Origin of the sequence: Helicobacter sp. MIT 99-5507 (assembly GCF_003364295.1) — a bacterium.
GTDB lineage: Bacteria > Campylobacterota > Campylobacteria > Campylobacterales > Helicobacteraceae > NHYM01.
The window spans coordinates 285,036-307,462 of record NZ_NXLO01000002.1 but is presented as its reverse complement, the minus strand read 5'-3'; the positions used below and the strand labels follow the sequence as shown (position 1 = coordinate 307,462).

21 protein-coding genes are annotated in these 22,427 nt (G+C 29.4%); 15 read left to right on the top strand and 6 right to left on the bottom strand.

Annotated features, from left to right (window positions below):
• The first annotated feature begins 59 nt into the window (after positions 1 to 59).
• The 12 genes from CQA42_RS04060 (at position 60) to gltX (ending at position 11,458) form a co-directional block, all read left to right on the top strand.
• A complete protein-coding gene (locus CQA42_RS04060) occupies positions 60 to 608 on the top strand; it encodes a YceI family protein (RefSeq protein WP_115583416.1) in 549 nt (182 codons plus the stop codon).
• 146 nt (positions 609 to 754) lie between these two features.
• Positions 755 to 1,711 (top strand): GTP 3',8-cyclase MoaA, encoded by a 957-nt coding sequence (moaA, locus tag CQA42_RS04055; protein ID WP_115583415.1) that lies wholly within the window; start codon positions 755 to 757, stop codon positions 1,709 to 1,711.
• Between the two features lie 319 nt (positions 1,712 to 2,030).
• Positions 2,031 to 4,100, top strand: coding sequence for a TonB-dependent receptor domain-containing protein (locus tag CQA42_RS04050; RefSeq protein WP_115583414.1), 2,070 nt, complete (start codon positions 2,031 to 2,033; stop codon positions 4,098 to 4,100).
• 19 nt (positions 4,101 to 4,119) lie between these two features.
• Complete coding sequence (locus CQA42_RS04045; RefSeq protein WP_115583413.1) at positions 4,120 to 4,704, top strand: hypothetical protein; 585 nt, start codon at positions 4,120 to 4,122, stop codon at positions 4,702 to 4,704.
• Positions 4,705 to 4,813: 109 nt separating this feature from the next.
• Positions 4,814 to 5,797: a phosphoribosylformylglycinamidine cyclo-ligase gene (gene purM / locus CQA42_RS04040; RefSeq protein ID WP_115583412.1), complete on the top strand. Its 984-nt coding sequence runs from the start codon at positions 4,814 to 4,816 to the stop codon at positions 5,795 to 5,797.
• A 9-nt stretch (positions 5,798 to 5,806) separates the two neighbouring features.
• On the top strand, positions 5,807 to 6,448 hold the full coding sequence (gene plsY / locus CQA42_RS04035) for a glycerol-3-phosphate 1-O-acyltransferase PlsY (RefSeq protein ID WP_115583411.1): 642 nt from the start codon (positions 5,807 to 5,809) through the stop codon (positions 6,446 to 6,448).
• 21 nt (positions 6,449 to 6,469) lie between these two features.
• Entirely contained in the window at positions 6,470 to 6,814 is a 345-nt protein-coding gene (locus CQA42_RS04030) for a dihydroneopterin aldolase (RefSeq protein ID WP_181881491.1), read from the top strand.
• The gene (locus CQA42_RS04025; protein WP_115583409.1) at positions 6,811 to 7,929 is read left to right on the top strand and encodes an ABC transporter permease; all 1,119 of its coding nucleotides are present in this window, start codon (positions 6,811 to 6,813) and stop codon (positions 7,927 to 7,929) included. Before CQA42_RS04030 ends, CQA42_RS04025 begins: the two co-directional genes overlap by 4 nt.
• Positions 7,926 to 8,687, top strand: coding sequence for an ABC transporter ATP-binding protein (locus CQA42_RS04020; protein ID WP_115583408.1), 762 nt, complete (start codon positions 7,926 to 7,928; stop codon positions 8,685 to 8,687). The genes CQA42_RS04025 and CQA42_RS04020 overlap by 4 nt, the downstream gene beginning before the upstream one ends.
• Complete coding sequence (locus CQA42_RS04015) at positions 8,672 to 9,502, top strand: MlaD family protein (RefSeq protein ID WP_115583407.1); 831 nt, start codon at positions 8,672 to 8,674, stop codon at positions 9,500 to 9,502. The genes CQA42_RS04020 and CQA42_RS04015 overlap by 16 nt, the downstream gene beginning before the upstream one ends.
• On the top strand, positions 9,502 to 10,083 hold the full coding sequence (locus CQA42_RS04010) for a hypothetical protein (RefSeq protein WP_115583406.1): 582 nt from the start codon (positions 9,502 to 9,504) through the stop codon (positions 10,081 to 10,083). Before CQA42_RS04015 ends, CQA42_RS04010 begins: the two co-directional genes overlap by 1 nt.
• 7 nt (positions 10,084 to 10,090) lie before the next feature.
• Positions 10,091 to 11,458: a glutamate--tRNA ligase gene (gltX, locus tag CQA42_RS04005; RefSeq protein ID WP_115583405.1), complete on the top strand. Its 1,368-nt coding sequence runs from the start codon at positions 10,091 to 10,093 to the stop codon at positions 11,456 to 11,458.
• On the opposite strand, the gene CQA42_RS04000 is transcribed toward gltX, so the two are convergent.
• From CQA42_RS04000 to hisC, 6 genes are read right to left on the bottom strand one after another with little or no spacing between them, the layout of a single operon-like run.
• Entirely contained in the window at positions 11,455 to 12,336 is an 882-nt protein-coding gene (locus CQA42_RS04000) for a hypothetical protein (protein ID WP_115583404.1), read from the bottom strand. The two genes, gltX and CQA42_RS04000, sit on opposite strands and share 4 nt — an antisense overlap.
• Positions 12,333 to 14,159: a 1-deoxy-D-xylulose-5-phosphate synthase gene (gene dxs, locus CQA42_RS03995; RefSeq protein WP_115583403.1), complete on the bottom strand. Its 1,827-nt coding sequence runs from the start codon at positions 14,157 to 14,159 to the stop codon at positions 12,333 to 12,335. Before dxs ends, CQA42_RS04000 begins: the two co-directional genes overlap by 4 nt.
• Positions 14,160 to 14,180: 21 nt before the next feature.
• Positions 14,181 to 14,960, bottom strand: a complete 780-nt coding sequence (gene fliH, locus CQA42_RS03990) for a flagellar assembly protein FliH (RefSeq protein ID WP_115583402.1) — start codon at positions 14,958 to 14,960, stop codon at positions 14,181 to 14,183.
• Positions 14,944 to 15,975 (bottom strand): flagellar motor switch protein FliG, encoded by a 1,032-nt coding sequence (gene fliG, locus CQA42_RS03985; RefSeq protein ID WP_115583401.1) that lies wholly within the window; start codon positions 15,973 to 15,975, stop codon positions 14,944 to 14,946. The genes fliH and fliG overlap by 17 nt, the downstream gene beginning before the upstream one ends.
• Positions 15,976 to 17,670, bottom strand: coding sequence for a flagellar basal-body MS-ring/collar protein FliF (gene fliF / locus CQA42_RS03980; protein ID WP_115583400.1), 1,695 nt, complete (start codon positions 17,668 to 17,670; stop codon positions 15,976 to 15,978).
• A gap of 3 nt (positions 17,671 to 17,673) precedes the next feature.
• Complete coding sequence (hisC, locus tag CQA42_RS03975; protein WP_115583399.1) at positions 17,674 to 18,774, bottom strand: histidinol-phosphate transaminase; 1,101 nt, start codon at positions 18,772 to 18,774, stop codon at positions 17,674 to 17,676.
• 186 nt (positions 18,775 to 18,960) lie between these two features.
• Here hisC and CQA42_RS03970 point away from each other — a divergent pair, with 186 nt between their 5' ends.
• Genes CQA42_RS03970 through mnmH form a run of 3 tightly spaced genes read left to right on the top strand, consistent with a single transcriptional unit; the run spans position 18,961 to position 22,372 of the window.
• Positions 18,961 to 20,337: a phosphomannomutase/phosphoglucomutase gene (locus CQA42_RS03970; protein ID WP_115583398.1), complete on the top strand. Its 1,377-nt coding sequence runs from the start codon at positions 18,961 to 18,963 to the stop codon at positions 20,335 to 20,337.
• Between the two features lies 1 nt (position 20,338).
• Complete coding sequence (gene pyrC, locus CQA42_RS03965; protein WP_115583397.1) at positions 20,339 to 21,370, top strand: dihydroorotase; 1,032 nt, start codon at positions 20,339 to 20,341, stop codon at positions 21,368 to 21,370.
• Positions 21,371 to 21,376: 6 nt separating this feature from the next.
• On the top strand, positions 21,377 to 22,372 hold the full coding sequence (gene mnmH, locus CQA42_RS03960; RefSeq protein WP_115583396.1) for a tRNA 2-selenouridine(34) synthase MnmH: 996 nt from the start codon (positions 21,377 to 21,379) through the stop codon (positions 22,370 to 22,372).
• Positions 22,373 to 22,427 lie beyond the last annotated feature (55 nt).

The following is a 22,427-nucleotide window of genomic DNA, read 5'->3' as shown; positions in this document are numbered from 1 at the left end:
ATTTGCAATAAACAATTAACACACTATAATATAGCTTTAAATATCAAATAGGAGAAAAAATGAAAAAAATAATATTAGTATTTTTAATGGGTATATTACCATGCGGATTAGCCATAGCAAAAGATTATAGCGTTGATACTTCACACTCACAAATTGAATTCAAAATCAAACATCTAAGTGTTAGCAATGTATCAGGAAATTTTGGTAAATTTGAAGGCAGTGTAAGCATTGATAACAATAAACTAACTGCATTAAATGGAGAAGTTGATATTAGCTCAATTAATACAAATAATGAAGGTAGAGATGCACATATACAAGATCCAGAATATTTTGATACAAAAAAATTTCCAAAAGCAACATTAAAATTAGTTAAGATGAATGACAATAATGGCACTTTTGACTTAACAATAAAAGGCATTACAAAGCAAATCACACTAGGTGTTGAGGTATTTGGAACATCAAAAAATATGAAAGGTGATGAAGTCGTAGGCTTAGAATTAAATGGAAAAATCAACAGAAAAGATTTTGATATAGCTTCTGGCACTCCAAATGTCGCACTAGGTGAAGAAGTGACACTATCAATTGGTATTGAAGGGGTTTCAAAATAATAAATATCATAGAATCTTTAAAAGATTCTATGATTTCTACAAACTGCTTATATTTATAAAAATATAAAAATCCTATCCTTATATTTACAAAAAATAATAAAATACATTTAAACTAAAATTACTACATATTTTTTTAAGGATAAAAGTTGTTAATAGATAGTTTTGGAAGAGTAATTGACTATATTAGAATCTCTGTTACAAAAAATTGTAATTTTAGATGCAAATATTGTATGCCAAATACACCTGATGAAATAGCAGAAGACTTAATCCCACTTGATAAAATGCTTGAATTTCTAAAAATTGCAATGGATTATGGTGTAAAAAAAATCCGCATTACAGGTGGAGAACCCCTACTAAGAAAAGATTTAAGCTCATTTGTAAAAGGCATATATGATTACAAAAACGATATAGAAGTAGCCCTCACTACAAATGGCTATTTTTTAAAAAAATATGCAAAAGAGCTAAAAGATTCTGGATTAAAAAGGATAAATGTATCTCTTGATAGTTTAAAAAAAGAAAAAATAGAATTAATATCAAAAAAAGATGCACTAGATTTTGTGTTAGAAGGATTACAAGAAGCAAAAGCAGTAAATTTAAAAATAAAGCTAAATATGGTTCCATTAAAAGGAATAAATGATGATGAAATAGTGCCTATGCTTGAATTTGCAAACAAAGAAAATTTTTTACTTAGATATATAGAATATATGGAAAATGACTTTGCAAGCAATAGGATTAAAGGGCTAAAATCCTTTGAGATTCTAGAAAATATCAAAAAAAAATATAATATTTCAATGATACAAAAAGAGGCTTTTGGACCTGCAAAACTATATAAATTAGACAATACAGACAATGTATTTGGTATCATTGCTCCACATAATGACGAATTTTGCGCATCCTGCAATAGGATTAGAATCACAGCTGAAGGGATAATATGCCCTTGTTTGTATTTTCAAGATGCCATCGATGTAAGCCAAGCAATAAGAAATGATGACAAAAAAGCCATGAAAGAAGCGCTCCTTAGTGCCATAAAAAATAAGCCAGAAAAAAATAAATGGGGCGAGGGAGAGACCTCAACTAGGGCTTTTTATCATACAGGTGGATGATTTAGAGAGATTTAGAGGTTTTATAAAAAAGACTAGATAAATCTCTATAAATAATAAAAAATTAAAACTTCAAATCATTGTAGCCCATCTTTAAAAGTGACATAGCTACAAAAGCAATAAATCCGCCATTTAAAGCTAATATCAACTTTTCTTTTCTAACTTATTTGCTAACCTAATAAAAAATAAAATACAAGATAACACATTTATTTTGATTTTTATATTTATAAAAGTTAAGAAAATATTATTAAATTATTAAGAAATTATAAAGCTTAAATTTTATAAAACTCATTCTCATTTTTATTATTATAAAGGAAACAAATTGAAAAATAAAAGTATAGTCTTAAGTCTTGCATCGATAATAGCATTAAGCAGTGCATTTGCCGATGAAGTACAGGATGTGGATTTGGGTGAAAGTGTAGTAAGTGCAACAGGATATAGACAATTACTAAAAGATGCTCCTGCAAGTATATCAGTAATTCCAAAAGAAGAGCTAGAAAATCGTCCTATACGAGATTTGGGGGATGCACTACAAGAGATTCCAGGGGTTGCAACAAGTGTAAGTAAAACTGGTGCAAATTCTATTCAAATGAGGGGGCTTAGCTCAAGTTATACTTTGATACTTATTGATGGTAAGCGTCAAAATGTCGCTAAAGGATTTGGAGGAAATGGATTTGACCCTACAAGTGGATTTATGCCACCAGTATCAATGATTGAGCGAATAGAAGTTATCCGCGGACCTGCGTCAGTTATCTATGGTAGTGATGCATTAGGTGGGGTTATAAATATCATTACAAAAAAGATTCCAGATAAAACAACAGGAAGTATCGCTTTAGAGACTAGACTCCAAGAAGAATACCGCACATGGGGGAATATGTATGGTGTCAATGGATATGTAGCTACACCATTAATAGACCAAGTGCTATCGATGAATCTTCGTGGTAAATTCAATACAACTAGTAAAAATAGATTCTACAAAAAAGATATTCCCGGATATACAGGAGATACAAATACCAATCCATATATATCCCATTCACCGACTGGATATACAACAGCTAGCATTGGTGGAAGACTAAACTATGTAATAAATAATGAGAATAGCATTTATATTGATAGTGAATTTAATTATCAAAATCTAGGTTCATTAAATACATCCTCAAGTCAAGTAACTGCAATAAGGGATTACTACAAATACAACACCGTAATAAATCATGATGCAAGCTATGACTTTGGCGATTTCAATACTTATTTGCAATTTGCAGATACACAACAAATAAGCAGAAGTGGAGTTAATATTGGTGAGAGTGGCTGGAAGGGGACACCAAATAGAGGCAGCATGCAAGATAATAAACAGGTTGTGTTAAATTCAGCTTGGTTTCAAGGATATGACTTTGCATCTGCTGGAAGCTTGATAGCAAATGCTGGACTTTATTATATGTATGAACAATTTGAAGGCAGACCAAGAGCAAGCTTACATCAAAATCAAGTAGCAATATTTGGAGAAGCAGAATATATCCCAATGGATCTAATCTCTACTACATTAGGACTAAGGGTGAATTATAGTGATTTGTATAAAGCTATGCCAAACCCTAGATTTTATTTAAATATCAATCCAACAAGTTTCCTTACAATAAAAACTGGTATAGCAAGTGGTATGAGTATCCCTAATATGTCATATCTATATGAAGGCTATACAGAAAGCACTAATAGTGCTCATAACTATGGGAATAAAGACTTAGAGGCTGAAAAAAGCTGGAATTATGAATTAAGCTTTATGTTTGATGCAAATCCAGTATTTATCACACTTACAGGATTTTATACAGATTTTAGAGACAAGATTGATACTGTAAGCTATACACAAAATACTCAAATGCCAGTATATGGAGCTTGTGGAGCTAGCACTTGTAACTTGTATCTTAATGTAGATAAAGCAGTATCAACAGGATTAGAATTCACATTGCAAACAAAGAGAATCTATGGAGTAGGATTTGATGCATCTTATGCTTATACATATACAAAACAACTCTCAGGAAGCAACAAAGGCGCGCCACTAAATACAGTGCCAAGACATAATACTTCTGCAAAAATATCATATCAAGTAGGAACATTTGAGACATATTTAAGATATGTAGGGAAATATGATATTCCAACAGGTTTAGCACATACTGCAAATTCTGGGGTTGGTGCTTGGTTTAAAGACTTGCATTTATTTGACTTGGGAGCAAATTATAAATTTGATAAAACTTGGAGCTTAGGAGTTGTAATAAACAACCTATTTAATACAAACTTTGTAGATTATGTAGCTACAAGTAATGGTAGCAACTATACAAATCTATATCAAAGGATGATTCCAGGTAGAAACTACTGGATAAATCTAAAAGCAGAATTTTAAATAATTTTTTGGAGCAAAGATGAAATTTTTAAATCTAAATAAAACGAATTGGATGCAAATCCATACATATTTGAGCTTATTTTTCTTACCTACTGCTTTTATATATGTTTTGACAGGTGCATTATATATTTTTGAAATTAGGCAAAATGCTGGAGCAGATCTATATGAATTCAAATTGGATTCTGCCCCAAAAAAAGGTGAAGAAGCAAAAGTGATACTAAATACATTGATAGAAAATAATCTTCCGCTTCCAAGAGATACTACTTTAAAAATGACAAGAGGAGCTCCAACAATTGGTAATATAAAATATAGCGCTACAATTAGAAAAGACAAAGAAGGTAATGATGTCGTTTATGTAGTAAATAGAGGGCTTTATGGAGTATTGATGATGATGCACAAAAGCAGTGGAACAAAAAATGATATACTTGGATTTAAGCTTACATTTTTTGACATGATTGCTGTTGCATTTTCAATCTCAATGGTGATATTTTATCTATCTGGGCTGATTGTCACAGCATTTTGTAGAAAAAATAGAAAAACTGCTTTTATATATTTTGCCGCTGGATTTATAATAACTGCAATGGCAATATACTTTAGTCTTTAACAAGATTTTAACTTCTACATAAAATTTACTCCTAAATATACTTACATTTAATATTTAATAGAGTTTTATATATAATCACGAATTAAAATAAATACCAAAGGTTTATATTTTGGATAAAGTTAGTTATAAAGATTCTGGTGTTGATATAAATGAGGGTAATGCATTAGTAGAAAAAATAAAGCCTCTTGTAAAAAAAACTTTTGATAATAATGTCATTGGCTCACTTGGTGGTTTTGCTGGAGCATATGCGATTCCTAGTGGATTTAAAAATCCTGTGATTTTAAGTAGCACTGATGGCGTAGGCACAAAACTCAAACTTGCAATAGATAGCAAGAGATTGGATACTGTTGGCATTGATTTGGTAGCAATGTGCGTAAATGATCTAATATGCAGTTTTGCAACTCCTATGTTTTTCCTTGATTATTATGCTACCGCAAAACTAGATAAAAATAATGCTTTTGATGTTATAAAAGGTATTGCAGATGGTTGTATGCAAGCATCTTGTGCTTTGATTGGTGGAGAGAGTGCGGAGATGCCTGGAATGTATCATGGCAATGATTTTGATTTGGCAGGATTTGCTGTAGGGATCGCAGAGAGAGATGATTTAGAAAGGAGTGCAAAAGTCGGTGATATTTTGATAGCACTTCCAAGCAGTGGAATCCACTCAAATGGATATTCGCTAGTTCGTAAAATTTGCTTTGAAAAGCTAAATATGAAATTTGATGATTTGCTAGATGATAGAAAGCTTATAGATGTATTGCTAGAGCCAACTAGAATCTATGTCAAAACCTTCAATAATATAAAAGACAATATCAATGCTCTAGCTCATATCACAGGTGGAGGAATAATAGAGAATCTCCCTAGAGTATTGGGCGGATTTGGTGCAAAAATAGAAAAAAATAAAATAAAAAGTCAAAGCATTTTTAATTTTCTAGCAAAATATGTAGAAGAAAATGAATTATATAAAACATTTAATATGGGCGTAGGCATGATACTTGTAGTAAGTAAAGAAAATGTTGATTTTGTATTGGAAAAAAGCGATGGATTTATTATTGGCAAAGTGCAAGAATCTAATAAAATAGAAATAATATAAGGGAAAAATATGCTTGAGATTATTAGCAATATAAATATTATATTTTATATTCTTGCTTATTTGGTAGGTGGGATTCCATTTGGGTATTTAATCGTAAAGAGATTTAAAATAAATCTTTTAGAAATTGGAAGTGGAAGCATTGGTGCTACAAATGTATATAGAGCATTAAAACTACAAACACCTTATGCAAAAAAATTATCAATCCTTACAATAATCATAGATTCTACAAAGGGCATGATTATGGTATTGGCAGCAAAGCTTATGGGGCTATCTTATGAGACACAATGGGCTATTGCTATATTGTCAGTTTTGGGGCATTGCTATAGTCCATATCTAAATTTTAAAGGTGGAAAAGGTGTGGCAACAGCTATTGGCTCTACAATATTACTTGTGCCACTTGAAGGGATTATCGGGCTTATTGCGTGGTTTATCACAGGAAAAATATTTAAAGTATCATCCCTCTCTTCACTAATTGGTGTAAGCATAGGTATCATATCATCGTTTTTCATACCACATTTTAGTCCTAGTATCTCGATAGTATTACAAGTAGGCACACACACACCGCTTATAATATTGCTATGTTTGATAATATACACTCATATACCAAATATAATAAGACTTATAACAAAAAAAGAAAGTAAGATTTTTTGAGATTAAAGAAGGTAGATTCTAGTGGATAATATTTTTCAAATATCACTAAGAGATTTCAAGATAAATACAATCATTGGAATCTTAGAATTTGAACGAAAAAATAAGCAAAATATAATTATAGATATTGATATTTTATATAGAAATATTGAGATTTTGGATTATTCATTGATACATAGTCTAATCATCGATATTTTTAATAAAAATCAATTTTATTATATAGAAGATGCGCTAGATTTTGTGCTAGATTCTATAAAATCAAATTTTAAATATTTAATTAGTATAGATATATCGATAAAAAAACTAAATATATTTGATGATTGTATTGCAAGTGTAAGCAAAAAAATAAACTTGGAGAATCTTCTTTGATTGATAGTATAGTAAATAGCCAGAGACTGACAATAAATCTAAGTGGAAACCTTAGCGATAAAATAAAAAAAAGTGAAATAGTGGCTTTGGAATTGATGTTAGATTCTACTGAATTTAATGAATTTATAATCAATTTAGATGAAATAGATAAATTTGATATGTCTTTTATCATTTTTTTAAAATACTATATAGACAAAATCAAAAGTAAAAATAAACAAATAAATATCATTGCAAATACACAAAATGCAAAAAAGATTTTAGAGTTTTTAGAAAATGTAGATATATCAAAAGAAGATTCTAAAATAAAAGAAAACTATATAAAACAAAGCATTTCAAAGCTTGGAGCAAATATAGCTGATGCGATCCATGCTGCTATTGATTTTATAAATTTTATTGGAATCTTGCAATATTATCTTTTTTTATCTATCACAAATCCAAAAAAAATAAAATTTAGAGCAATTAGCTATCATATATATCATGGTGTGCTTACTGCAATGCCTATTATTTTTGTAGTATCTTTTATTGTAGGGGGAGTTATTGCATATCAAGGTGCTGCTACACTACAAAGAATGGGATTCCCGCAAGCTAGCGTTGAAATGACTGCAAAGCTAACACTTCGAGAAATAGGACCATTTGTCGTTGCATTGATTGTCGCAGGAAGAAGTGCATCTTCATATACTGCACAAATTGGTGTTATGAAAATGACAGAAGAAATAAGTGCAATGAAAACGATGAATTTTAATTTATTAAATTTTATTGTTTTGCCTAGATTTATCGCCCTTGTTGTCTCATTTCCATTAATGGTGTTTTTATCAGATTTAGTATCAATATTTGGCTGTATGATATTTTTAAAAGCTGGATTTAATATATCATTTAATGATTATATTTCACAATTTATAGAATTTGTAGAAATAAATAGCTTTTGGACTGGAATCATAAAAGCACCATTTTATGCAGCAGTGATTGCTATTGTTGGCTGCTTTGTCGGATTTAGAGTGAAAAATAGCACTCAAAGTGTTGGAGAAAAAACAACAGCAAGCGTTGTTTATGCTCTATTTGGTGTGATTTTGGTAAATGCGATATTTTCTCTAATTTTTACGGAGCTTAGATTTTGAAAAATATAATCGAAGTAACAAACCTAACTACCTCATATAAAAATAGAATAATCCAAGATAATATCAGCTTTAATGTCAAATATAGAGAGATTTTTGGAATCTTAGGCGGAAGTGGAAGTGGTAAATCAACCTTGCTTAGCACAATGATTTATCTAAAAAAGCCTGTGAGTGGAAGTATAAAGATTTTTGATTTAGATATTTGGAAAATAAATCAAAATAAAAGAAGTGTCCTTCTTAGAAAATGTGGCGTTGTATTTCAATTTGGAGCATTGTATTCATCGCTAAATGTGCTTGATAATGTCGGAATTATGCTTGAAGAATATAGCTTTTATCCTAAAAAAATCATAAATGAAATATCGCAATATTTTATCAATATCGTTGGATTACCAAACTATGTAAAAGATATGTATCCGCATGAATTAAGTGGTGGAATGAAAAAAAGAGTAGGACTTGCAAGAGCACTTGCTTTTAATCCAAAGATACTTTTTCTTGATGAACCAACAAGCGGTTTAGACCCAAAAAGTGCAGAGAATTTCGATAAACTAATATTAAAATTAAGAGATCATTTTAATTTAAGTGTTGTGATGGTTACTCATGACCTTGATTCTATAAAAGACATAACAGATAGATTTATCTTGCTTGATAATTCAAAAATATTATTTTCTGGAAGTCTGCAAGATTTTAGACATAGTCAAGCAAACAACATAGATAATCTATTAAAATCAAAAAGAGGAGAGCGGCTATGGAGAGAGGGGTAAATTATATTTTAATTGGCTCGTGTTTTATTGCTACTTTGATTAGTTTAGTTGTTTTTATATTTTGGTTTAGTGGTAATGATGAATTTGGAAATAATGTAAAAAAATATAAGGCATATTCAACGACAGCGCTACCTGGATTAAAACCTAATAGCTCTATAAAATATAAAGGGATAAATGTAGGAAAAATTACAGATATCAATTTTAAAGATAATAATTTTGATGAAGTAGAGTTTGATTTGATTATTAGAGAGGATTTGCCAATAAAAAAAGATTCTATTTTAGAAGTCGATCAAAGTGGGATACTTGGACATAGCTTTTTAAGTCTTATACAAAATGATTCAAGCAATGATATGCTTGATTCTGGTGAGGCATTGCAAATCAATACAGGCGGAATCTCTCAAATACTAAAATCTGCACCAAATATAACAGAAAAGATTGATATTTTATTAGAAAATGCAAATGAAATAATAAGCCCACAAAATACCAAAAATATCACAAGCATATTAGAATCTATAAAAGATTCTGCTATTAAATTAAATAAAATGATGTCTATGGTGCAAGAAAATACAGAAGAGATAAGCTCCCTTATTTCAAATGTAGATAAAATATCAAATACTGCAGATACAATGCTAAAGACTATCAATCAAAAAGTAAATAATGGAGAATATGACATAAGAGATATTTTAACTCCATCGCTAATGTCTATTGAAAATTCGATGAATAATATAAACAAACTAGCAAAAGATGGCTCTAGTTTGCTTAAAGATTTAAGAGAAGACCCTTACAATACAATATTTGGATATAAGGAAAAATAATGAAATATAAAATATTGACATTAATATTTATAGCTGTATTTTTTAATGCTTGTATAAATATAAATTTAAAAAGTGAGCTACCAAGTATAAATTATTACAAATTAGACACTCTAGAATCAGAATCTAAAATATGCGGTGCTTATGATTTTATAGGATTGGTTGATATAGAAGTGCCAAGCAAATATCAAAATGCAAAAATCACATATAGCCAAAATGGTAAAGTAAGCGAGCTAGAGGGAGTAAATTTTACAAATGATATAGGAAGCGAGCTAGAAATAATACTAATAAAAGAGTTTTATAAGCATTGTTTAAAAATCATCAATCCTCCATTTAGTGGCATTAAAATGGAATCTTATTTAAAGATAAGATTGCTTGATTTTGAGATACAAAAAGACACAATGGAAGCTGTTATCAGCTTTTCATATCAAATAACCTCAAAAGGGCAAATCCATCAAGCAGGAATTGTTGCTAAAAGAGAAAAATTAGATTCATTTGATGAAGAAACTATCATAAAAACAATGCAAAATATTTCAATATCATCTATGAAAGAATTAGCAAATATATTGATACCAAAATACTAAAAAAGGCATTGCAATGATAGTAACTCGTTTTGCTCCAAGCCCCACTGGATATTTACATATAGGAGGGCTTAGGACGGCTTTATTTAATTTCTTATATGCAAAAAAAAATAAAGGTAAATTCTTACTTCGTATCGAAGATACAGATTTTAATAGAAATAGTATTGAAGCTACAGAAGCGATTATAAAGACATTTGATTGGGTTGGACTTAATTATGATAATGATGAGGTCATCTATCAATCAAAGAGACTAGAAATATATAAAAAATACATAGATATTTTGCTAGAAAAGAATCTTGCTTATTATTGTTATATGACAAAAGAGGAATTAGATAGTTTAAGAGAACAGCAAAAAAAAGAAGGTAAAACTGCAAAATATGATAATAGATATAGAGATTTTACTGGAATCCCACCAAAAGTGCAGCCTGTCGTAAGGATAAAAGCACCACTTGATGGAAGTATAGAATTTATAGATAAACTAAAAGGCAAGATTGTAATTAATGCAAAAGAAATGGATGACTTTATTATTGCAAGAAGTGATGGCACGCCAACATATAATTTTGTAGTAGCAATCGATGATGCCCTAATGGGTGTAACTGATATAATAAGAGGTGATGACCACCTTACAAATACACCAAAACAAATATTAGTATATAAAGCGCTTGATTTTAAGATTCCAAATTTTTGCCATATTCCAATGATATTAAACAAAGAAGGAAAAAAGCTAAGCAAAAGAGATGGTGCTTTGAATGTTATGGAATATAAAGAAATGGGATATTTAGGAGAATCTTTACTAAATTTCTTGCTTAGACTTGGTTTTAGCTATGGAGACAAAGAAGTATTTAGCATGCAAGAAATGATAGATTTATTTACCCTAGATAATCTAAGCAGCTCACCATCAATATATAATGAGAGCAAATTGTTATGGTTAAATAACTTACATATAAAAAATACACAAAATGAAAAATTAGAAAAAATGCTAAATATCAATCTAGAATCTAGCAAAAAAGAAGTTTTGCTAAAAGAAACTAAAGAGCGAGCAAATACTCTAATAGAGCTAAAAGATATGATAGATTCTATACTAAAAAAAGTAGAATCTTATGATGAAAAAATGAATGCAAAAATAGATAAAGAAATAAAAGAAATGCTTATTCCTGCGATAGATTCTATTAATAATTTTGATAGCATTGAAAATATAAGCCATTGCTTGCATAATTTTGTAGAAGATAAAAATATCAAAATTGGTAAATTATTTAGTGCCCTGCGATGTGCCTTGCTTGGAAAAAGTGGCGGGATTGGCATAAATGAACTTATTTTTATACTTGGAAAAGATGAAGTAAAAAATAGGATAAATACATTTTTAAACAAAGCTAATTAAAGCTTTGCTTCAATGCTGTGCATGATTTCTTTGTGATATAGTGGCTTGTAGTTTATTACTTTATACATTATATAAAAATACAATATAGGCATCAAAAAGTATAAGAAAAATACATTTAATATATATTTGATACTTAAACTTAAAATCACGCTAAGACTATCGCCTATTACTTGCATGCTTTTTAATATTTTTGCTTTTGCTTCATCTAAAGTCTTTTGAGTGGCGTCTATTGGGTCTATTATCGTATTTGTGATAGCCTGTGCGGTATCTTGTATATTTTTACCAAAAATACCAATCTCGCCTATTACTTTAGATAATGTGCCTCTTGTATCGCCTAGCTCTCTAATTTCTATTTCAACCTTAGGATTAATTCCTAAAATATCTTTTATATGATGTATCTTTTTATCTAAATCATCATTAATAGTCATATTTGCTTGATTGGATATGATTTTTATTGCACCGATATATAGATTTAGCCCAGGATTAAAAAATAATAAAATAATTAGAATCTTTGTTGCAATAGATTTAAATTGAGGGATAAATCTAAAAGCAAAAAATAAAATAATTAGAATCTTTATAAATAGAATCTTATTTACAATAAGCAAAACATATTGGATTCCAATCAAAATATTTGCAAGAAAGAAAAAATTAAATATCTTATCTAATATATCGCTAATCCCATCGGTTAGAGGAATTGCCCCAGATATTATTTTTAGCACTGATACAATGCCAATATTTGTTAGTGCAAAGCTAAAAGAATCTTCTATATATTTCATCGCACTTTGATTGTATAAATCAAACATAGCAAAAACAAAAAATACTAAAAAAATAAGTGTTAAAAATAATTCATTTTTATTTAAAAAAATACGAAGTATCATAGATTTTTTAGATCTCCTTGTATTGCATTCAAGATACTTTGGGTATCAAGATTTAAGATTTTTTCTACTTCTTGTGTCTTGCCATGTGGAATGAAGATATCTTGAAATTCAAAACTTTTTATTTTAGTAAATATAGAATCTTCTAATAAAATATAGCTAATATTTTGTGCTATGCCACCAAGCTTTACACCATCGCTAAATATATATAGTTTTTTATGAGTTTTGGCTATCTCTTTTATCAAACCAATATCAAGGGGCTTAGCAAATCGCAAATCAACTAAAGTAGCTTTATTTTGTAGTGCTTCATTTACCAAATGTGCCCTTCCTACTCCATTTCCAAAACCTAAAAATGCAATATCGCTTCCTTTATTTAGGATCTCAGCTTTGCCTAATTCAAAATTATTATTTTGATATGTTTTATTTGGCAACAAAAAACCACCTCTAGGATATCTAAAAGCTAGTGGCGAATCATTATAATTTGTGGCAAACTCTAAGGCTAACTCTAAGCTTTCATCATCTCTTGGGGCGTAAATAACCATATTTGGAATAAGATTTAGATATGAAATATCAAATGCACCTTGATGAGTTTCCCCATCTTCACCAACAATACCCGCTCTATCAATGGCAAACTTCACAGGTAAATTCATAATACTTACATCGTGTATAATGCTATCAAATGCTCTTTGTAAAAATGTAGAATATATAACAACAAATGGCTTATATCCCTCTTTTGCCATCGCTGCCATTGAAGTTGTAGCATGAGCTTCTGCAATAGCTACATCAAAAAAACGATTTGGGAAACTATCAATCAAGAGATCAAGCCCTGTGCCACTTGGCATAGCAGCAGTAACGCCTACTATTTTTTCATCTTTTTTTGCTAATTCTAATAATTTATTTGCAAAGATTTTAGTTGGATTAATTGATTTTGTAGGATTTAGTGGAATCCCTGTATCTATGCAAAATGGCGGGACACTATGCCATTTTTCATATTTTCCTTCAGCAATCTTATATCCATATCCTTTAGTAGTTTGGGTGTGTATTAAAACAGGTGAATTAAAATTCTTTGCTTTTTGAAATATATTTATCAATTCACTTATATTGTGTCCATCTATTGGTCCAATATAATTTAATCCTAATTCTTCAAATAAGATTCCTGGAGTTATTAATTTAAAAGATTCTTCAAATCGTTTTGCCATATAAGTGGCACTATCTGGTAAATTTTGTAAAATCTTTTTTATTCCACCTCTTACTTCTTGATAAAATTTTGTAGCAGTTGTGGTAGATAAATACTTGCTAATTGCACCTATTGGCTTGCTAATGCTCATTTCATTATCATTTAATATAATAATCATTGGGTATTTTATATCCCCTATCTCATCAAGTGCCTCATAAGTCAAACCAGCACTCATAGCACCATCACCAATTAATACAATAGGGATTCTATGTTCATTATTTAATCTTATTGCTCTTGCAGCACCTACACCAAGAGAAAGCGAGGTAGAGCTATGCCCAGCTATAAAATAATCACTACTAGATTCGCTTGGCTTTGTAAATCCGCTTATTCCATTTGTTTGTCGCAGTGTATCAAAGCTATCCCATCTATCTGTTATTAATTTATGAGCATATGCTTGATGGCTAACATCAAAAATAAAAGGATATTCTTTGCAGTCAAATACATAATGCATGGCAATTATTAGCTCAACACTACCAAGATTCGAGCTTAAATGTCCGCCATTTTTGCTAACAACTTCTATTATTCTATTTCTAATACTTTCTGCTTGCGCACATAATTCATCTATACTCATGTTTTTTAGATCAATCATTTAAAATCTCACTTTAAAAATCTAATCTCTAAAATTTTCCAATACACTTTGTTTTAGAATCTGATATCTTGACATTATATTTCCATCAATATTGCCATTATCACTAATTACTACAACCCCACCTTTTTGAATTGCATCATCACTTTTTATTTTGATATTTTGATTATTTTTAAAGACATTGTTTAAATGTTCAAAATCTATTGGATTTACTTTGATGATGATATTTAGATTTGTGCTCATTGATTGGAGCAATTCCTTGCTTATTAAAGCTGCTATTTTTGAGCTATTTGTATCAACTTCTTTTATTATTACTTCTTTTGCTATGTCAAGAGCAATCGAGCTTAATTCAGATTCTAGATTTACTATTTGTTTTTTTATATTTTCTATTGTTTCATTTAGTGTTATGATGGATTTTGTGACTTTTTCTTTTTCTTTTTCTAATTCATCTTTAAAATTTAATGTTGCTTTTAATTCTCCTTCTTTAAAGCCTTCTTCTCTTGCTGTTTTTTCTTTTTCATTTATTTGTGATTGTAATTTTTCAAATTGTATTTGAAAATTATTTAATGAATTCGACAAATCATCACTTTTAATCAAAAGTTTTTCTATTAACTCTTTTTCTATACTGCTTTGTATCATTGATACTTGACTTTGAGTAGGTATATTTTCTTCTATATGAATATTTTTTTTAGTTTCTTTTATCTCTTTTGTATTTATTTTTTTAAACTCATATCTTGCCATATTGTGATTATCTAATTCTTGTGAAGAAATAATACTTTTATCATTACTATTCAACAACATCATCTTCTTCGCCTATTTGTATAGTTCCTTGTTCTGATAGAGTTTGGACAAGTTCTACCACTTTTCTTTGAGAATTTTCTACATCCCTTACCTTAACAACACCTAGATATTGTAATTCTTCTATGAATTGCTCTCCTGCTCTTTGACTCATATTTGATAAGAATTTCTGTTTTAATTCTTCTGGTGCTGATTTTAAGGATAATGTCAAATCCTTTTTATCAACATTTTTTAATATTTCTCTAATTGCATTATTATCAAGTTTGACAATGTCTTCAAATGTAAACATCATCTCTTTGATTTTGGCTGCTAATTGCTCATCAATTTGCTCAATATGAGCTATTGTAGTTTTAGCTGCTTTTTGTCCTAAGCGATTAAATATCTCTGCAACAGCTCTTGGACCACCAACTTCGACTTTATAACTAGTAAGAGAATCTAGCTGATTTTCTAATACCGCTGAAACTCTCTTTACAATAGGTGGTGCTATATCTCCCAAAGATGCCATTCTTATTGCAACATCGGCTCTTTGATTATCAGAAAAATAGCTCAAAGTCTCTGCTGCACTATTTGAATCCATATGTGCAAGAATCAATGCTATTGCTTGTGGGTGCTCGCCTGCAATAAATTCTGCAAGTTGTTGTGGTCTTACTTTTGATAAATATGAGAAATTTTGAGCAGTTTGCATTTGTTTTGATAATTTATCAAGCACTCTTTTTGCTTCATCTGGACCAAGAACGCGATATAATAACTCTTTTGCATACTCAAAACCACCAGCATTTATATATTGATTTGATTGGAAAATAGCGTAAAATTCTTCCAATATAGCTGCACCAACATTTTTATCTGTGCCTTTGATTTGTGCTATATATTTAGAAATCTCTGTAATAGAATCTATATCTAAGTGAGCGAAAATATCACCTGTGATACCATCACCTAGTTGAATTAATAAAATTGCAATTTTTTCTGCCATAGAGAATTCATCATATTGCGCACGTTGCTTTGGTGTTAGATTGAAAGCCATTTATTCTCCTTTCTTGCTACTAATTTCTTCTATCCCTAATTCATCATGTATCAAGGTTTGAAATAAATTTGCCACTTCACTTGGATTTTCTGCAACCATAGTTTTCATTTTTTCTAATAACACATCATATTTGATTTCATCTTCATTAAAATTGCCAAGTCCAAGTTGATCTTCGATTTTCTTTCTCATATCATTTATTCTATTACTTTCTTCCTCACTATCATCAATTTTAAGCAAGGATTCAACATCATCTTCGACATTATCTGAAACATCAAGCATTCTTTCTGCAAATGGTGCAATAATCTTTTTGTAAAAAATAAAGATAATAATTGCAACAAGTATATATTTCAAAAGTGGAATAAATGGAGATAAGGTAGCTGCAAGCTTTTCTAATGTAGTTTTTGGTTTGTAGGAATCTGTAGCTGAATTTAGCTTGAAGTTACTTACACTAACTTCATCACCTCTAGTTTCAGAAAACCCTATAGCTTGTTTTACTAGATTGCTTATTTCGCTCATCTTTTCGGCACTAATTGGAATATATGATAATTTTTGTGTTCCATTTTCATTTACTAATTCATAATCACCATCAACTACAACGGCAGCACTTAGTCGCTTTAATGTGCCAAATTCACCCTTTATTTGGGATATAGTTTTGCTTATTTCATAATTTGTGGTAGTTTGATTTTTTTCATACAATTCTCTAGATTCTATTGAATCTAGCCCTTGAACAGGACCAATATTACTAACTGCACCAGGGACGCCTCCTATCTCTGGCTCTTTTCCTCCTTGTCTTCTTTCTTCAAGATTCTGCTCGCTTCGCACTACATTATTTGGATCAAATATCTCTTGTGTGCTATTTTTTTGTGAGAAATCAAATTCTGCAGTAACTTTTGCTACAACTCTATCTTTTCCACCTACAACAAGTGATAAAACATCTAAGATCTTGTCTTCTAGAATCTTTTCATAATTATTTTTATATTTTAATTGTGTATTTATAGCTTCCGATGTGATAGTATTTTCATCATTTGAACCTAAAGTCTCACCATTTTGATTAACAATAGTTACATTTTCTTTAGTAAGCTTTGATACGGCAGATGATACAAGATTCTTGATACCATCTATTTGAGAAGCAGAAAGATACATATTTGGACGAATATTTAACACAACAGAGGCTGTTGGCAGGACTTCTTGACTTACAAAAACACTATCTTTTGGCAAAGCTATATGGACGGTGGCATGATCTATTGGCTTTAGACTTTCAATCGTCCTTGATAATTCGCCCTCTGTTGCTCTTATCAATTTTACTTGCTGTTCAAATTCTGTCATTCCAAAAGATTGCTCATTAAATATCTCAAAGCCAACTTTACTATTTTTTGGAATACCATTGCTGCTTAGGGCTATTCTTTGCTCATATACTACATCTTTTGGAACTAAAATCGTATCTTCTTTTGGAATCTTATAAGGGATATTATTGCTTTGCAAGTGTTGAATCACCAAAGCATTATCACTTGAGCTTAGTCCTTCAAAAAGGACATCATAATTGTTATTTTCATTCCTTTGATTTATAGAAAATACGACAAAATATGAAAGAAACAATACAACAACAACAATGCCACCTATAATGACTATTCTTTGTCGTTTATTTAATCTCTCATATAATCGTAAAAACTGATTAAATAATCCCTTTATATCCAATTGTTACCTTTTTAAATATTTATCTATTAATTTTATAGTTGTTTTATTTTGTTCTCTTAAACCTATTGTGATTCTTATTGCATTTATTCCATATGATTTTAAATCTCTAATTATTACACCTTGTTTTAAAAGATATTCACATAAGCTACTAGAATCTATACTTTTTGGCAACATAAATGTAATAAAATTTGTATAAGATTCTATAAAATCTATATTTTTGCTTTTGGCAAAATCTTCATACACTTTCATTTCTTTAAAGTTATTTTTAAGGCTATTTTTTAGAAAAGTAGAATCTTCTAATGCAATAATAGCCGCTTTTAGCGAAAGATTTGTGATATTAAATGGTGCTCTAAGTTTTGATAACATCTCTATAAAATTAGAATCTGCTATTCCATATCCAATTCTAAGCCCACCTAAGCCATATAATTTTGAAAAAGTGCCAAGATAAATGCAATTTTTATATTTTTTGATTATTTCTTTTGGTTTTATCTCTTTATTTTTATCTTTATATGCAGCAAATTCGCCATAAGCACAATCAAGAGCTACAATCGTATCGCTTGATATAGAATCTAAGATTCTATAAACTTCACTTCTATCCAAACAATCTCCAAGAGGATTATTTGGAATACATAAAAATACTAAATTTGGCTTTGATTTTTGATAAATTTCTATAAATTGATCTGCATTATGCACTCCATCTTTTGTCTTTAAGACTTTTGCTTGATTATGTGAAGCATAAATCTCATACATAGCAAATGTCAAAGAGCTTGTTAGTATTTTATCCTCACTGCCACAAGTAGCTTGAACTAGCAATTCTATAATTTGATCGCTACCCTGCCCTATGATGATATTTTTAGAATCTACTTTATATTTTTTAGCTAGTGATTTTTTTAGCTCAAACATAGAATCATCTGGATATCTATATGAATTTTTTGCTTCTTTTTTTATAGCTTTTATTACTTTTTTAGAAGTCCCAAGTGGATTTTCATTACTTGCTAATTTTATTATATCTTTTTGTCTTATCCCATAGTCTCTTATTACAAGTTCTATAGGCTTTCCAGCCTCATAGGATTTAAGAGAAGATAGATGTTTTTTAAACCCCATTTTCAAAATCCTCCAAAATATTAAAAAATGTGAAAATTTTACCTAAGATTTGTTAAATACTAATTTATAAATACAAACATTTCAAATAATATAAAACTAATATTTCATTAAATAATAACTTTAAATTTTTTATATATAATTTTTATAGTTTAATTTAATCATAAAGGTCAATAAAAAGGTTTATAAATGAGTATTTTTAGAGAATATGATATTAGAGGAATATATCAAAAAGATTTAAACAAAGATATAGTTTTTAGCATTGGAAAATATCTAGCTCTCGAGCTTAAAAAAAGAGGTGGAAAAAGCATTGCTATTGGCTATGATGCAAGAATCCATAGCCCAGATTTATTTGATTATCTAAGCAATGGAATTAGTAGCGAAGGATTAAAAATATATTTTATGGGAATGATTCCTACGCCTGTAGCTTATTTTAGCTTGTATCATAAATTTGAAAATATAGATAATATTGATGCAAGCATAATGATTACAGGCTCACACAATCCGCCACAATATAATGGCTTTAAAATCACAATGCTAAAAGAGCCATTTTATGGAGAAGATATAAAAAAAATTGGTAAATTAATAGAATCTAAAATCTATAATTTTAAAGAATATACTAAAGATATAACAAATATAAATGCCCTAGATGAATATATAAATTTTCTTACAAATCATTTTAGTAATTTACGGGATTTTAGATACAAAGTTGCTCTTGATTGTGGCAATGGCGTAGCAGGACTTGCAATAACAAAAGTCTTAGAAAATCTAAATATTGATTTTTTAGGACTTTATACAAATCCAGATGGAACTTTTCCAAATCACCATCCAGACCCTAGTGTAGAAGAGAATCTAACTAGCTTAAAAAAAGCGATGAAAGACAATGACATAAAAATTGGCATAGCTTATGATGGAGATGCTGATAGATTGGCATTGCTTAGTGAAAATTATTCATTTAAAGGTGATGAACTTGCAATATTATTTGCTAGAAAGATTCTTGAGGGCGGACTAAAACCTGTAATCATTGGAGAGGTGAAATGCTCAAAAATAATGTATGATGAGATAAATAAAATTGGCAAAGCTATAATGTATAAAACAGGACATAGCAATCTAAAAGTAAAACTAAAAGAAACAAATGCTCATCTTGCTGCTGAAATGAGTGGGCATATATTTTTTAATGATAGATATTTTGGCTATGATGACGCATTGTATTCATCGCTTAGAGCATTAGAATTATTCTTAGATTCTAGTATCAAAGATGTAGAAAATATTATAAAAAGTTTTCCACAAATGTATTCAACACCAGAAGAAAAAGTAGAATCTAGTGAAGAAGAAAAATTTAAAATTATAGAAAATCTTGCCATCAAGCTATCAAATCCACCTAGTGATTTTCCAAAGATTCTAGATATCATCACGATTGATGGGCTTAGAGTTGTATTTGAAAATGGCTGGGGACTTATTCGTGCTAGCAATACAACCCCAATACTTGTTACTAGGTTTGAAGCGACTACAAAAGAACTAGCAACATTTTATAAACAAAAAATGCTTGGTTTATTAAAGGATTAAAATGATTACTTTACAAAATCCCCTTGATATGCATATTCATCTAAGAGAAGGAGAGATTTTAAAATCTGTGCTAAATTTTAGTGCAAAATATTTTAGTGGTGCGCTTGCTATGCCAAATCTAAAGATTCCACTTAATGACACAAATAAAGTTTTAGAATACAAAAAAGATATAGAAAATACTACAAAAGAGCTAAATTGTGAGGCTTTTACGCCAATTATGAGTATGTATTTAAGCGAATCTCTAAATAAAGATGAGCTAATAAAAGCAAAAAAAGAGGGGATAAAGATCTTAAAACTTTATCCAAAAGGCGCTACAACAGGTAGTGAAAATGGTGTAAGCGAGATTTTAAATCAAAAGATTTGTGATATTTTTCAAATAGCACAAGATTTAGGTTTTATTCTCTCAATTCATGGGGAAAGCAATGGCTTTAGTATGGATAGAGAATTTGAATTTGGTGAGATTTTTGAAAAAATAGCAATAAATTTTCCAAAACTAAAAATCATAATGGAACATTTAAGCGATAGAAGAAGCATTGATTTACTCAAATATGATAATATTTTTGCGACAATCACGCTTCACCATATCACAATGAGTCTTGATGATGTGCTAGGAAGCGGGCTAAATCCACATTATTTTTGCAAACCAATACTAAAAACTCCAAAAGATAGAGACGCTCTTATTAATCTTGCATTAAGTGGGAGTGAAAAAATTAGCTTTGGTTCAGACTCTGCACCACACTTAGAATCCAACAAACTAAAACAAAATGGAGCTGCTGGAATCTTCTCTGCTCCAATACTACTTCCTAGATTATGTGAGATTTTTGAGAAAAATAATAGATTAGAAAATTTACAAAAATTCATCAGTGATAATGCAAAAAAAATCTATGGTTTGCAAAATATTCCAAACAAAACAATAACACTAACAAAAGAAAAATATAAAGTTCAAGATTCTATTTTAGTAGGAAATGACAAAATCATTCCACTTTTGGCAGGGGAAGTTTTGAGCTGGAAGATTAAAGATACTAGGAATTAGAGATTTGTGAATATTTTAGAATCTATAAACAAAGCAAATATTATTATTGATGTTAGAAGTCCTAGTGAATTTAGTCACTCTCACATACCAAATGCAATAAATCTGCCTATATTTAATGATGATGAATACAAAAAAATAGGGACTTTATATAAGCAAAATCCAATAGAAGCAAACTTCTTAGGAGCAAGTATAGCATGTAAAAATATTGCAAATATGCTTAAATCTAATAGAGATATATTAAATCACAAAAACAAAATCTTAATTTATTGTGCTAGAGGCGGAAATAGAAGCCTTAGTTTATATAGTGTATTAATGGCTCTAAAACTTAGAATAGAGAGAATAGATGGCGGATATAAAGCATATAGAAATATTGTATTAAATCATTTAAACAATAAGATTAATCGAACTTTTCTTACACTTTGTGGAAATACAGGCTGTGGAAAAAGTGAATTGATACAAAAAGCACAATCTTGGAGTATAGATTTAGAAATGCTATGTAATCATTTTGGTTCGAGCTTTGGATTTGTAGCAAGTGATATTATGCAAGTAAAAACACAAAGTGTAAAGATGTTTCAAAATATGCTTTTTTATAATCTAACAAGCAAAAATGGGATTTTACTAATAGAAAATGAAAGTAAAAAGCTAGGTGAAATAATCATTCCAAAATCACTTTATGAAGCATATCAAAATAGCAAAAAGATTCTAATAACTTGCGATTTAGAATATAGAGTAAATAGAATCTTAAACCTCTATCAAAATATAAAAGAAAAAGACTTTTTTGCTACGATAGAAAAAATCTCCCCATATATGAAAAAAGAAATAAAAAATGAAATAATAAATGCTTTTAAAAATGGAGATAAATATAGGGTTGCAGAATTGTTATTAGTAAAATATTATGATATCAAATACAAAAAAGTAGAATGTGATTTTTTTATAAATAGCAATGATATAAATAAAGCATATATGGAAATTTTAGAAATAAAAGAGAATCTAGAATCTTAAATAAATTGAAAATATATGGTTTAGATACAATATCAAGATTAATTTTTAAAAAACA